Source organism: Microbacterium pullorum (genome assembly GCF_014836535.1).
Classification (GTDB): domain Bacteria; phylum Actinomycetota; class Actinomycetes; order Actinomycetales; family Microbacteriaceae; genus Microbacterium; species Microbacterium pullorum.
On record NZ_JACSQP010000002.1, the window covers coordinates 319551 to 332540 of the forward strand.

16 protein-coding genes are annotated in these 12990 nt (G+C 69.8%); 7 read left to right on the forward strand and 9 right to left on the reverse strand.

The genetic code is table 11. The annotated features are described in order from the left end of the window. Nucleotides 1–17: 17 nt before the first annotated feature. Entirely contained in the window at nucleotides 18–1682 is a 1665-nt protein-coding gene (locus tag H9651_RS04150) for an ABC-F family ATP-binding cassette domain-containing protein (RefSeq protein WP_191717827.1), read from the reverse strand. Nucleotides 1683–2087: 405 nt separating this feature from the next. On the opposite strand from H9651_RS04150, the gene H9651_RS04155 reads away from it, so the two are divergent. The 4 genes from H9651_RS04155 to H9651_RS04170 all read left to right on the forward strand — a co-directional run bounded on the left by H9651_RS04155 (nucleotide 2088) and on the right by H9651_RS04170 (nucleotide 5471). Continuing rightward, nucleotides 2088–2465 carry a hypothetical protein gene (locus tag H9651_RS04155; protein ID WP_191717828.1) on the forward strand — a complete coding sequence of 126 codons (378 nt, stop codon included), beginning with the start codon at nucleotides 2088–2090 and terminating at the stop codon, nucleotides 2463–2465. Between the two features lie 62 nt (nucleotides 2466–2527). Next, nucleotides 2528–3895 carry an APC family permease gene (locus tag H9651_RS04160; RefSeq protein WP_191717829.1) on the forward strand — a complete coding sequence of 456 codons (1368 nt, stop codon included), beginning with the start codon at nucleotides 2528–2530 and terminating at the stop codon, nucleotides 3893–3895. 80 nt (nucleotides 3896–3975) lie between these two features. Continuing rightward, entirely contained in the window at nucleotides 3976–4398 is a 423-nt protein-coding gene (locus tag H9651_RS04165; RefSeq protein WP_191717830.1) for a GIY-YIG nuclease family protein, read from the forward strand. Between the two features lie 104 nt (nucleotides 4399–4502). Continuing rightward, nucleotides 4503–5471 carry a squalene cyclase gene (locus H9651_RS04170; RefSeq protein WP_191717831.1) on the forward strand — a complete coding sequence of 323 codons (969 nt, stop codon included), beginning with the start codon at nucleotides 4503–4505 and terminating at the stop codon, nucleotides 5469–5471. Nucleotides 5472–5492: 21 nt separating this feature from the next. Here H9651_RS04170 and H9651_RS04175 read toward each other — a convergent pair whose 3' ends face one another. The 4 genes from H9651_RS04175 to H9651_RS04190 all read right to left on the reverse strand — a co-directional run bounded on the left by H9651_RS04175 (nucleotide 5493) and on the right by H9651_RS04190 (nucleotide 7746). Continuing rightward, on the reverse strand, nucleotides 5493–6101 hold the full coding sequence (locus tag H9651_RS04175) for a hypothetical protein (RefSeq protein WP_191717832.1): 609 nt from the start codon (nucleotides 6099–6101) through the stop codon (nucleotides 5493–5495). Nucleotides 6102–6145: 44 nt separating this feature from the next. Then, nucleotides 6146–6376 (reverse strand): PLDc N-terminal domain-containing protein, encoded by a 231-nt coding sequence (locus H9651_RS04180; protein WP_191717833.1) that lies wholly within the window; start codon nucleotides 6374–6376, stop codon nucleotides 6146–6148. Nucleotides 6377–6453: 77 nt separating this feature from the next. After that, the gene (locus H9651_RS04185) at nucleotides 6454–7044 is read right to left on the reverse strand and encodes an IMPACT family protein (protein ID WP_191717834.1); all 591 of its coding nucleotides are present in this window, start codon (nucleotides 7042–7044) and stop codon (nucleotides 6454–6456) included. Nucleotides 7045–7056: 12 nt separating this feature from the next. Beyond that, on the reverse strand, nucleotides 7057–7746 hold the full coding sequence (locus H9651_RS04190) for an SDR family oxidoreductase (protein WP_191717835.1): 690 nt from the start codon (nucleotides 7744–7746) through the stop codon (nucleotides 7057–7059). 88 nt (nucleotides 7747–7834) lie between these two features. Between H9651_RS04190 and H9651_RS04195 the strand changes: the two genes are divergently transcribed. Then, nucleotides 7835–8182, forward strand: coding sequence for a cupin domain-containing protein (locus H9651_RS04195; protein ID WP_191717836.1), 348 nt, complete (start codon nucleotides 7835–7837; stop codon nucleotides 8180–8182). Between the two features lie 68 nt (nucleotides 8183–8250). On the opposite strand, the gene H9651_RS04200 is transcribed toward H9651_RS04195, so the two are convergent. The 3 genes from H9651_RS04200 to H9651_RS04210 are packed head-to-tail and all read right to left on the reverse strand — an operon-like array spanning nucleotide 8251 to nucleotide 9588. Then, entirely contained in the window at nucleotides 8251–8802 is a 552-nt protein-coding gene (locus tag H9651_RS04200; RefSeq protein WP_191717837.1) for a pyridoxine/pyridoxamine 5'-phosphate oxidase, read from the reverse strand. Further along, nucleotides 8799–8996 (reverse strand): amidohydrolase family protein, encoded by a 198-nt coding sequence (locus tag H9651_RS04205; RefSeq protein ID WP_318244762.1) that lies wholly within the window; start codon nucleotides 8994–8996, stop codon nucleotides 8799–8801. Before H9651_RS04205 ends, H9651_RS04200 begins: the two co-directional genes overlap by 4 nt. 34 nt (nucleotides 8997–9030) lie before the next feature. Beyond that, nucleotides 9031–9588, reverse strand: coding sequence for a dihydrofolate reductase family protein (locus tag H9651_RS04210; RefSeq protein WP_191717839.1), 558 nt, complete (start codon nucleotides 9586–9588; stop codon nucleotides 9031–9033). Between the two features lie 198 nt (nucleotides 9589–9786). Between H9651_RS04210 and H9651_RS04215 the strand changes: the two genes are divergently transcribed. Beyond that, on the forward strand, nucleotides 9787–11163 hold the full coding sequence (locus H9651_RS04215; RefSeq protein ID WP_191717840.1) for a glutamate decarboxylase: 1377 nt from the start codon (nucleotides 9787–9789) through the stop codon (nucleotides 11161–11163). 43 nt (nucleotides 11164–11206) lie between these two features. Here H9651_RS04215 and H9651_RS04220 read toward each other — a convergent pair whose 3' ends face one another. Beyond that, nucleotides 11207–11803, reverse strand: a complete 597-nt coding sequence (locus H9651_RS04220; RefSeq protein WP_191717841.1) for a CGNR zinc finger domain-containing protein — start codon at nucleotides 11801–11803, stop codon at nucleotides 11207–11209. A 93-nt stretch (nucleotides 11804–11896) separates the two neighbouring features. Between H9651_RS04220 and H9651_RS04225 the strand changes: the two genes are divergently transcribed. Then, the gene (locus H9651_RS04225; protein ID WP_191717842.1) at nucleotides 11897–12964 is read left to right on the forward strand and encodes an LLM class flavin-dependent oxidoreductase; all 1068 of its coding nucleotides are present in this window, start codon (nucleotides 11897–11899) and stop codon (nucleotides 12962–12964) included. The last annotated feature ends 26 nt before the right edge of the window (nucleotides 12965–12990 follow it).

Consider the following 12990-nt stretch of genomic DNA (forward strand, 5'->3'; position numbering starts at 1 on the left):
CGCCCGACCTTTTCCGACTACAGCTCGGTGACCTGTCCCGCCTCGACCCGCCAGCGGCGGTCGGTCTCCACGGTGTCGAGCATGCGGCGGTCGTGGGTGACCAGCAGCAGCGTTCCCTCGTAGCTCTCCAGCGCGTCCTCGAGCTGCTCGATGGCGGGCAGGTCGAGGTGGTTGGTCGGCTCGTCGAGCACGAGCAGGTTGACCCCGCGGGCCTGCAGCAGCGCGAGGCCCGCGCGGGTGCGCTCGCCCGGCGAGAGCTCGTCGACGGGGCGGCTGACGTGGTCGGCTTTGAGCCCGAACTTCGCCAGCAGCGTGCGCACCTCACCGGATGCCATCTCGGGCACGAGTGCCTCGAACGCGTCGGCGAGCGCCTGTGATCCGGTCAGCAGGGACCGCGCCTGGTCGATCTCGCCGATCTGCACGCTCGCACCCAGGCTCGCGGTGCCCTCGTCGGGCTGCCGGCGGCCGAGCAGCGCACGCAGCAGCGTCGTCTTGCCGGCACCGTTAGGACCGGTGATGCCGATGCGCTCCCCCGCGTTCACCTGCAGCGACACCGGACCGAGCGTGAAGGACCCTTGACGGATGACCGCACCACTCAGGGTCGAGACGACGGAGCTCGACCGTGGTGCCGACCCGATCGTGAACTGCAGCTGCCATTCCTTGCGCGGCTCCTCCACCTCGTCGAGCCGCGCGATGCGACTCTCCATCTGCCGCACCTTCTGCGCCTGCTTCTCGCTGGACTCACTGGCGGCCTTGCGGCGGATCTTGTCGTTGTCGGGCGCCTTGCGCATGGCGTTGCGCACGCCCTGGCTCGACCACTCCCGCTGCGTGCGGGCGCGGGCGACGAGGTCGGCCTTCTTGTCGGCGAACTCGTCGTACTTCTCCCGCTGGTGCCGGCGCAGCGTCGCGCGCTCTTCGAGGTAGGCCTCGTAGCCGCCGCCGAACACCTGGTTCGTCCCCTGCGCGATGTCGAGTTCGAGCACGCGGGTGACGCACCGCGCCAGGAACTCGCGGTCGTGGCTGACGAGCACGACGCCGCCCCGCAGGCCCCGCACGAATGCCTCGAGGCGCTCGAGCCCGTCGAGGTCGAGGTCGTTGGTGGGTTCGTCGAGCAGCACGATGTCGAAGCGGGACAGCAGCAGCGCCGCCAGCCCCACGCGGGCGGCTTGCCCGCCCGACAGCGCCGTCATGAGTGCGTCTTCGGGGGCGTCGCCGAGGTCGAGGCCGAGGTCGGCGAGCACGACCGGGAGCCGCTCGTCGAGGTCGGCGGCGCCGCTGGCGAGCCAGCGGTCCAGCGCCGTCGAGTACGCGTCGGCGGGATCGACACCGGTGCCCGCGGGCGGCGTCGGGTCTGCGAGCGCGGCCGCTGCGGCATCCATGTCTCTCGTGGCGGCGGCACACCCGGTGCGGCGGGCGATGTAGGCGGCGACGGTCTCACCCTCGACGCGCTCGTGCTCCTGCGGCAGCCAGCCGACGAAGGCGTCGGACGGCGAGACGGTGATGGTGCCGGCCTGCGGCTGGTCGATGCCGGCGAGCAGGCGCAGCAGCGTGGATTTGCCGGCGCCGTTCGCGCCGACGACGCCGATCACGTCGCCGGGCGCGACGGTGAGGTCGAGCCCGTCGAACAGCGTGCGGTGGCCGTACCCGCCCGCGAGGTTGCGGGCGACGAGCGAAGCGGTCATCCCTCAATCCTGTCACCGCCCGATGCCGGTCCCCGCCGCCGCGTGCCCGCGTGCCCGCCGACCCGCGCGCCCGCGGCATCCCGAGCCGTTCGAGTGTCACTTCCGCACGGTGTCCCGCCCCGACAACCCGCCAAACGCGACACCGGAGCCGCGCGGAGCAGCCCGGAGCCGCGCGCCCGCGGCGCCAGGCGCGGCTCGGGTGTCACAACCGCACAGTGCGGCGGCCCCCGCACCCGCCACGAGCGACACCGGAGCAGCGCGTGACCGCGGGCACGCGGGCACACACCACGAGCGAGCGCGGCGCAGCGCGGGCCCGGGCGCCGCAACAGCCCGAGGCCCCGGGCGGGGCGACGGATGCCGCCGGGCGGGTCGGCCGCGACGCCCGCACCGCGCTACGGTCGACAGATGCCCGAAACGCGACCTGCCGACCCGCTCGCCGCCGAAGCAGCCACCCGCCGCATCGAGTTGACCTTCCGTAAACCGCGGTTCGCGCTGTATGCGCGCATCCGCCCGACGCTCGTCATCGGCGAGCGCGGTCAGCCCACGCAGTGGGGCGTCGGCACATGGCAGGTGCCCGCCGACCGCGCCGTCGTCATCGGTGTCTTCCTGTTCAACCGGGTCTGGCGATTCGGTGAGGCGCGGTACACCCTCGCCCCGGGCGACGCTCCCGCTCTGGAGTACCGGGCACCGGTCCTGCCGTTCGGACGCGGAAAAATGCGCATCGGCGCGGCGATGACGGCACCCGATCACAGCGCCGCCGGCGGCACGCCGCCAACAGAATAGATCACCGGAGCCCGCCGCGACAGCCGGTGTTCGTGCGCCTCATCGTGCGCTGAAGTGGGGCGATGAGCAGAGAAATGGCGGCGATCACGCCGACCGCCCCGATCGGGCTGAAGCGCGCGGTCGGCACGCCGCTGCTGTTCGCGTTCATCGTGGGCGACACTCTCGGCGCCGGCATCTACACCCTCGTCGGCACGATGGCCAACGATGTCGGCGGCGTCATCTGGCTGCCACTGCTGCTCGCGCTGGTCGTCGCGCTCCTCACCGCCGGCACCTACGCCGAGCTCATCACGAAATACCCTCATGCCGGCGGTGCCGCCCGATACGTCGACCGCGCCTTCGGCATCCCGTACGTGTCGTTCCTCGTCGGGTTCTTGATGATGGCCTCCGGCATCACGACCGCCGCCGCCCTGGCCAATGCGTTCGCCGGCGACTATCTGACCGCCCTCATCGACGTGCCGCCCGTCCCCACGGCGATCGTGTTCATCGCGGTGCTGACCCTCATCAACCTGCGCGGCGTCCGCGAATCCCTCACCGCCAACCTCGTCGCCTCGGTCATCGAGGTGACGGGCCTGGTGATCGTGATCGTCGTCTGCGCGATCGTCTTCGGCAGCGGCGGCGGCGATCCGTCCCGCATCTTCGAGTTCGCGCCCGATGTGCCCCCACTCCAGGGAGCGTTCGCGGCATCGATCATCGCCTTCTTCTCCTTCCTCGGCTTCGAGGCCGCGGCGAACATGGCCGAAGAGGTGAAGAACCCGTCCAAGGCGTACCCGCGGGCCTTGTTCGGCGCGATCTTCACGGCGGCCGTCGTCTACCTGCTGATCGCGATCGGCGCCGTCATCGTGCTGCCGCCGGCGGAGCTGGCCGAATCCACCGGACCGCTGCTCGAGGTCGTCGACGCCAGCGGCGTCGGCATCCCGTCGTGGCTGTTCGGCCTCATCGCCCTCGTCGCGATCGCGAACGGTGCGCTGCTGTTCATGGTCATGGCCAGCCGCGTCGGCTATGGCCTCGCCGAAGCGGGTCTCCTCCCCCACGCGTTCGCGCGGGTGCTGCCCAACCGCCGCACGCCGTGGGTGTCGATCGTCGTCATCGCCGGCATCACGATCTGCCTCACCATCGTCGGCGACATCGCGACCCTGGCAGAGACGACCGTGTTGCTGCTGCTGCTGGTGTTCCTCTCCGCCAACGTCAGCGTGCTCGTGCTGAAGAAGGACAAGGTCGACCACTCTCACTTCAGCGTCCCCCGCTTCGTCCCGGTCCTCGGCATCCTCGCGTGCATCGTGCTGCTCGCTCAGCAGTCGTGGACGGTCTGGATCAGCGCCGCGGCCTACGTCGCCGTGGGGTCGGTGCTGTTCTTCGTGGCCCGATACGGCCGCAAGCGCGGCGACAAGAAGCTGCGGGCGCAGGCCGAGAAACCCGCGCCTCGCGCCTGAGTATCCCGGGCTGATGGATGCCGCGCGGCACGGCGGCAGAGCGGCTGCCGGTGTCGGCGGGTGCGTCTAGCGTGGCCGGCGTGGACGAAGACGCGCTGCCGGGGCCGTGCGCACTGTGCGGGGGTCGCGCGGGCGTGCGCGTGGCGGGCGCCTGGAGCTGCGCCGCCTGCGGCTGGCGGTACGGCGACGCGCCCGACCCCGACCTGCCGCTCCCCCGCATCGACGTCGTCTATTACCTGCGCTATCGCGAGCGCGTGAAGATCGGCACGACGTGGCGCCCACGGCAGCGACTGGCCGCGATCCGGCACGATGAGCTGCTCGCGTTCGAGCGCGGCGGACGACCGCTCGAGCAGCAGCGGCACCGACAGTTCGCCGGCATCCGCGAAGGCGGCGAGTGGTTCACCCTTCACCCCTCGCTCGCCGAGCACATCGCAGCAACGCGCTCCGCCACGGACCCGTGGACCCAGTACGCCCGGTGGCTCAGCGAGGCACTCCGGCGATGAGCCTCGGCAGCTCGCCACACCGCAGCCCGGCACGTGCGCACCGTCGTGCGGCCTCGTGCAGCCCGGCGGTGTCGGCGGATCCGCTGCGGGTCTATCGTGCCCTCATGGCTACCGACACCGGCGTGCTCGACTGGCTGCTCGACTCGGACCCGGCCCTGCGATGGCAGGTCGAACGCGACCTCGTCGGTGCGCCGCCCGAGGTGTGGCAGCGCACACGCGCCCGCGTGCCCGTCGAAGGCTTCGGGGCGCGACTGCTGTCGCACCAGGATGCCGACGGCCAGTGGGCCGGTGGCGCCTACTTCCCCGCAGGGTTCTTCGACAGCGACGAGGCGCACGCGCCAGGCCAGCCGTGGACGGCGACGACCTGGTCACTGAAGGACCTGCGCGAATGGGGCGTCGATGCCGCCCACCTCGGCGACACCGCCGAGCGCCTCGCGGCGAACAGCCGCTGGGAGTACGACGACCTGCCCTACTGGGGCGGCGAGGTCGACGTCTGCATCAACGCGTACACGCTGGCATCCGGCGCGTGGCTCGGCGTGGACGTGACACCGCTCGCGCGCTGGTTCGTCGATCACCGGCTGACCGACGGCGGGTGGAACTGCGAGGCCGAGGAGGGCGACTCGGTGCGCTCCTCGTTCCACTCCACTCTCAACGCCGTCCGCGGGCTGCTCGCCTACGAGATGCTCACCGGCGACGATTCGCCGCGCGACGCCCGACACGGCGGCGAGGAGTACCTGCTCCAGCGGCGTCTGCTCTACCGGCTCAGCACGGGCGAACTGGTGGGAGGATTCGCGACCAGCTTCGTCGCCCCGACCCGCCATCGCTACAGCGCCCTCACCGCTCTGGACCACTTCCGCGACGTCGCCGTGCACGAGGGTCGCGCGCCCGATCCGCGTCTGGCCGACGCGGTGGCCGTGGTGCGGCATGCGCGCCGGCCTGACGGCACGTGGCTGCAGGGCGCGCCGCTGCGCGGTCGCACCTGGTTCGACGTGGATGCCGGTGAGGGCGAGCCGTCGAAATGGCTCACCCTCACCGGCACGCGGGTTCTCGACTGGTGGGATGCCGCCGCCTGATCAGCCGGGCTGCAGCGACGTTCAGGCGCGGGCGGTGTCGCGTGCATCCCGTCCGTCGAGCATGATCGGCAGACCATCGATCTGCGCGAGCGCCTGCGCGCGGTTGTCCCGCGCCGCTTGCGAGAAGTGGGCGATGTCGGCGCGCACCTCGTCGGAGAGTTCGCCCTTCGACGCGGCGACCACCGCGGCGTTCGCCTGGTTGCGCAGGGAGATGAACATCGGCTTGTTCTGCATCGAGCGGTCGACCCACTGCGGGCGGTCGAACACCGTCCCCATCTGGATCGTGCCCTCATCGATCCACATCGACGCGTAGACCTCCGCCGCGCCCAGGGCGGCCTGCGTGGCGACGTCGGCGTCGAGCGGGGTGTCCAGCAGGGCGCGCACCTCGCGCTGCAGGTAGGCCACGACCGGGAGCACCGAAGCGGCATCGGCCTCGGTCACGGCCTTGGCATCATTGGCGCGCGCGATCACCTGTCCGACGGCGTCGAGCCGCGAAGTGAGCGACTCGCGCAGGGCCGGGTCCATCTCGCGCCCATCGCGCATGGCGAGGGAGTTGTGGAAGACCATCAGCCGCTGCAGGTTGGCGAACATCAGGATCAGCGCGTTGAAGCGGTGCTCGTCGGGAGTCATCGTTCGACGCTACCGGGAGCCGTCGATCCGTGGCGTATGTGCACTCAGGGCTTGTGCCGGATGCCGGCGAGGAAGTAAGAGGCCGGGCCGATCCAGTTGATGAGGATCACCGGGATCCACACCGGCTTGGGTCCGCGCACGTCGTCCTTGTCGCGCCACGCGAGATCCCAGAAGGCGAGGAAGGCGAAGGCCACCTGCACCACGGTCAGCAGCCCCAGCGCGATCTTGGCGGCTACGGGAGCCTGCACGGGCAGGCGGATGTCCGTTTTGGTCATGTCGATTCCCCCATCGGTGTTCGCGCCGGCGTCGGCGATCCCACGCTAGCCCGCTGGGCGCAGCGGCGTCGAGACCGTCATGCACCCGGCATCCACACCGCCCGACCCTGCGTGGCGTCGTCGATGCGCGGCACGAGCGCCGCGACCCGGTCCTCGGCCACCTGCAGCGTCATCTCCACGTCGGCCCCGTGCCGCACCTCCCCCAGCTCGGCACCGAGCGCGTCGAACTCACGGCGCACGATCCCTTCGTAGGCATACGGAACGGTCACGTGCAGCGTCTGCACGCGGATGAGCGGGACGCGCTCGACGCCGAGCAGCGCCTGCGCCACCGAATCCGTGTAGGCGCGCACGAGTCCGCCCGCTCCCAGTTTGATGCCGCCGAAGTACCGCACGACGGTGGCGAGCACGCCCTCGAGCTCCTGATGCCGCAGCACGTCGAGCATGGGCCTGCCTGCGGTACCGCTCGGCTCGCCGTCGTCGTTGGCCGCAGAGTGGCCGCCGGCCATCAGTGCCCAGCAGATGTGACGGGCATCGGGATGCTGCGCCCACAGTTCCTGCACGCGGGCGACGGCCTCCTCGCGCCCCGCGACCGGCTCGACGCACCCCAGGAAGCGACTCTTCTTGATGACGAGCTCGCTGTGCACGGGAGCGGCGAGGGTGAAGGGCATCGCGGCGGGGGGTCAGACGCCCGGTCGGATCGTGAGGTCGGGAATCTGCGCATCGCGGGGCAGATCCAGCACGGTGAGGATGCTCGTGACCACCGAGGCGGGATCGATGAAGTCCGCAGGCTCGTAGGCCCGCCCCTCCTGTTCGTGCACGCGCTCCTGCATCGCCGTCGCCGTGCGGCCGGGGTACACCGACGACACCCGCACGCCGTGGGGAGCCTCCTCGGCGCGCAGGCTCTCGGCGAGCGCTTTGAGCCCGTGCTTGGATGCCGCATAGGCGGACCACTCAGGTGCCGCACGCAGGCCCGCCCCCGAGTTGACGAACAGCACCTGGCCCCTCGCCGCGCGCAGGGCGGGAAGAAGCAGGCGCGTCAGCTCGGCCGGCGCGACGAGGTTCACGTCGAGCTGCGACGTCCACTTCGCGACCGGGAGCTCAGCCACGGGGCCGAGGTCCACGACGCCCGCGACGTGCAGCAGCGAGTCGAGGCGAGCGGGAAGCGCCTGAGCGGCGAGCGCCGCGGCCAGATCGCCGGGCGCCGCGAGGTCGGCCACGACGGTCTGTGCGCCCGGGAAGCGCTCGCGCAGTTCCGTCGCGCGTGCGTCGCTACGCGCGAGCAGGATGAGGTCGTCGCCACGCGCCTGCAGACGGGCGGCGAGGGCGGCGCCGATGCCGGATCCGGCGCCGGTGAGCATGTGCAGAGCCATACCGATATCGTCCCACGGCAGGCTCGACGAGCCGCTCCCGACCGGTCGACCCCTGCCCCGGGCGCCGGCGCGCGCGTACACTCTGGCCATGGTCGACGAAGACCCGGTGACGACCAACCCGGAGCACTACCGCACGATCTTCGAGAACGAACACGTCCGCGTGCTGAGCTACCTCGACTCCCCGGGCGACAAGACCACTCCCCACAGGCATCCCAACAGCGTCATGATCACCCTCACCGACTTTCACCGACGGTTGACCATGGCCGATGGAGACCGCGACGTGCAACTGGCTGCGAACCAGGCACTGTGGGTTCCCGCGCAGCGTCACGCGGGAGAGAACACGGGGAGCACTCCGACACACACGATCTTCGTCGAGCTCAAGGGACCAGGCGCCGGAGTCGTGGACACGCACGCCGTCGGCCCCGACATCGGCTAGACACGCGAGCGCACGCCCCCGTCGGGCGGAATGACCTCGCTGCCGTGGCAGTATTGGGCCGCCGGCCGTCAGTCCTCGATGCGCCACCCGTCACCGTCACGCAGGTAGACGATCCGCACGTGATGCCGGTCGGGTGCGCCCTGCCAGAACTCCACACGCGTGGGCTCCACGCGCCAGAGGGTCCAGTCATCGGGGGCGACGCCCTCCTGTGCCGCCGCGCTGCGGGCGCGCAGGTCGGCCAGACTCTCCTCCCGAGATGCCTCGACCACCGAGCCGCGCACCCGCACCGAACGCGCGAGTGGCTGCCACCAGAAAGTGAGCGCCGCGTGCGGCTGACTCTCGAGCTGTGCGCCCTTGGCGCTGTTCCGCGTGCTCGCGAACGCCCAGCCCCGGGCATCCACGTCTTTCAGCAGCAGGATCCGCGCATCGGGGACGCCGCTCGCATCGACCGTCGACAGCGTCATCGCGTGCGGTTCCGCGACGTCGGAGGCTCGCGCCAGGTCGAGCCATTCGAGGAAGAGCGTCACCGGGTCTGACGGCAGATCGCCGAAGTCCGACAACGGCGCCCGCCCCGCCAGCGAAGGGAGCGACCGCAGAAGCGACCGTGTCGCCTCGGTCATCCAGGGCCCGCCTCGTCGTGACCGTGCATGCCCGCCAGCCGCGGCAGCAGTCGGTGCGCGTTCGCCCAGCCGATGGCATCCCGATCTTCGGTGGAGAGACAGCCGGCCGAGGTAATGGCGCACGCTGCACTGGGCGCCATGCCCACCGAGTAGGGATAGTCGCTGCCGAAGACGAGTTGGGACATGCCGATCACGTCGATCAACCCGCCCGGCCACATGCGGTGTCCCCTAGTCAGCTCGCCGGTAGTGCACGCAGAGCACACCGTTGCGCATCGGCACCGCCGAGATCAGTGCGAGACGCCGCGTGCGGTCGATGAGACCGTGGAACAGGGTGGGGCCGTGCCCCGCGATTCTCGGGTGGACGAGGAACTTGTAGTCGTCGATGAGGTCCAGCCGGTCAAGCCCGGCCGCCAGTCTGCCGCTGCCGACGAGCACCCCGTCCGGGGTGCGGTCCTTCAGCTCCTGCACGACGGTGCGCAGGTCACCGTCGAGACGGTGGCTGTTGTTCCACGGGAAGTCGCTCCGTGTCGAGGACACGACGTACTTGGGTTTGGCCTCGAGCGTGGTGGCCCACTCACGCAACGCGGGCGACGCATCGACATCGCCGCGGGCGACCGCCGGCCAGGCGCTCTCCATCATTTCGTACGTGGTGCGCCCCCAGAGCATGGCACCGGCCTCATCCAGCAGGGTGGTGAAGTACGCGTGCGTCTCCTCGTCGGCGATGCCCTCCAGGTGATCGACGCATCCGTCGAGCGTGACGTTGATGCTGAAAGTCAGAGTGCCCACACCGGGATTCTCGGGGGCATCGGGCCACTGTGCAATGCCCCTACTCACTCGGCGTCCGCGCGGGTGCAGGCTCCCGCGGGACTCGACCCATCTACCGCAATCCGGCCCGATGGCTTATGTTTCCCGGAGCACGCTGCGCGGCCGATCACCGGCATCGCAGCGGCTGTCGCCAGATCGTTGACCCAAGCGGAGGGCACCATGAGCGCACAGGAGATTCAGGACGATCGAGAGCCGGAGTTCGCGCGGCCAGGAGAGGCGACAGTCGCGCCGAGGACGAAGCTCCCGCAGCACGAGTCACTGCCGGAAACCGCCAAGCAGATCGTCGATGACGAGACGATGCTCGACGGCAACTCGCGGCTGAACCTCGCCACCTTCGTCGGCACCTGGATGGACGATCAGGCCCGCCAGGTGTACGAGGCCGCCTTCGACAAGAACATGATCGACAAGGACGAGTACCCGCAGACCGCCGCCATCGAGGACAGATGCTGGCACATGCTCGCGGATCTCTGGAACGCCCCCGATGCGGAGGCGTCGATCGGAACGTCGACCATCGGGTCGTCGGAAGCCTGCATGCTGGCCGGTCTCGCTTTCAAGCGGCGCTGGCAGCACGCCCGCAGGGCCGAGGGCAAGGACGTCTCGAAGCCGAACCTCGTCATGTCGTCGGCGGTGCAGGTGTGCTGGGAGAAGTTCTGCAACTACTTCGACGTCGAGCCGCGACTCGTGCCGATCTCGGAGGACCACAAGACTCTCGACGGTCACGACCTGCAGCGCTACGTCGACGAGAACACGATCGGCGTGGTCGCCATCATGGGCGTGACCTACACCGGCATGTACGAGCCGGTCGCGCAGATCGCGAAGGCGCTCGACGACATCCAGACCGCGACGGGGCTGGACATTCCGATCCACGTCGATGGAGCATCCGGTGCGATGATCGCGCCGTTCTTGCAGCCCGACCTCGAGTGGGACTTCCGCCTCGAACGGGTGCATTCCATCAGCACGTCCGGACACAAGTACGGGCTCGTGTACCCGGGGCTGGGCTGGGTCGTGTGGCGCGACAAGAAGTGGTTGCCCGATGACCTCGTCTTCCAGGTGAGCTACCTCGGCGGATCGATGCCGACGTTCGCACTCAACTTCTCACGCCCCGGCGCGCAGGTGCTGCTGCAGTACTACGTCTTCCTGCGCCTCGGTTTCGATGGCTTCCGGACCGTGCAGCAGGAAGCGCAGGACACCGCGCTCTTCCTGTCCGGCGGCATCGCGAAGATCGGTGCCTTCGACCTCTGGAACGACGGAAGCGACATTCCGGTGTTCGCGTGGCGGCTCAAGGCCGGTCACACCCAGAACTGGAACCTGTACCACCTGCAGGATCGGCTGCGCATGAAGGGATGGCTCGTGCCGGCCTACCCCATGCCGGACGACCTGACGGATCTCACCGTGCAGCGCATCGTGGTGCGCAACGGGCTGAGCAGGGATCTGGCCGCCGAGCTCCTCGCCGACATCGAGACAGAGACCGCCTATCTCGACGGACTCGAATCGCCCATGCCGGTCGAGGCGCAGCATCCCGCGTTCCATCACTAGGAGTCGTGCTGCAAGCGGATGCTGTGGGCGTCGGTGTAGGTGGTCAGGCCGGTTGACCGCTGAGCGCAGCGCGCTTGCGCGCGTGGGCCCGCGCTGCCCGCACACGGTCACCGCATCGCGTTGAGCACCAGCGTCTGCGCGCGTGCGCACGAAGGAAGAACCGGTCGCACGAATCCGCTTCGCAGACGGCGAGCGTGGCTGCTTCGTCGCCCGTCATGAGGGCAGCCGCGTCCTCGGCGATCACGGCCATGACATGCTCGACCACCTGCGTCGCCGGATGCTCCGGAACGCGGATGAATCCGATGCCGGGCTGGAAGTGCAGGCGCATCGCACCGGGCGCGCTGGTGAGCGCGTCGTTCAGGACCCGCACCGACTCGCCCGTCGGCTCGACCCCCTCGAGGTGCGCCGTCATGATGTCGCGCACGGCATCGCGCAGCTCAGTGAGCCTCCCCTGGCATTGACCGCGCAGGTGCACGTCGGGCGCGGCCAGGTCGTGCGCGACGATCCAGCCGGTCGCGGATTCAGGTGTCGCAAGCTCATCGAAGCGCCGCCCACCGGACGATGCTCCCGCACTGTTCGCCAGGGCGAGACTGGGGTGCTCGGCGTCCCCCGGTGCCGGGCTGTGGATCGTCATGGTCATGCACCTCACGCTATCAGTTCGCGTTTTCCATGAGACGCCTGTTACGGTCAGTCATGGCATACGTCCATTTTTGCCATGACATGAAGGAATCACATGCAGTTTGACGCACCTTCGGGTACAGCACCCTTCTCCCTGTCCGTTCTCGCCTCTGGGAGCACCGGTGTCGGGGTGAGCGCCGCGGACGGCTTGGCGAGCACGATCTCGCTAGCACGCACGGCGGACCGCCACGGATTCCGTCGGTTCTGGATGTCGGAGCACCACGCGATGCCGGCAACCTCGGTGGCCTCGCCGCAGCTGATGGTGGCCCGCCTCATCGCCGAGACATCGCGCATCCACCTCGGAGCCGGCGGCGTGATGCTGCCCAATCACGCGCCGCTCATCATTGCGGAGCAGTTCGGGATGCTCGAGGCGATGGCCCCGCAGCGGATCGATCTGGGCCTGGGGCGCGCTCCGGGCACCGACGGCGAGACGGCAGCCGCACTGCGCCGCGGCGCGGACGCCAACGACGGATTCCATCGACAGGTGCTCGAGCTGCTCGGCTTCCTCAACGATGACTTCCCTGCCGGACACCGCTACCACGATGTCCACGCCGTCCCCGGGCCCTGGCAGTCCGGTCAGAACCGTGTGACCACACAATCGGCCGGACCCGAGATCTGGATCCTGGGCTCATCGCCGTACTCTGCGCAGCTGGCCGCGCACCTCGGCAGGCCGTACGCGTTCGCGTTGCAGTTCGGCGACGCCGACGTCGACACCGCCCTGCGCATCTACCGAGAGAATTTCCAACCTTCGGACGTGCTGGCCGAGCCCCACACGCTGGTCAGCGTGCCCGCGGCGATCGCCGATGATCCGGCTGAGGCGCGACGCCAGGCGTCGACCATGTCGATGGCGATGCTGCGGATGTTCAAGCGCGAGGGCTATCAGCTGCTGCCACCGGACGAGGTGGCCGCCTACCCAGCCACGATGCAGGAGCGGCAGATACTCGACTCCTACACCGACCGCAACTTCCACGGCACCGCCGCCACCGTCGCCGACCGGCTCGAACTCCTCCACGCCCGCACGGGCGTCGACGAGGTGATGCTCGTCGTCGGGGGCCACTCCTCGGCTCTCGACGAGCGGGGCATCGAGCTCATCGCCGATCACTACGACATGGCGCAGGCCTGACGCTTTCGCATATCCCCCACCAATCC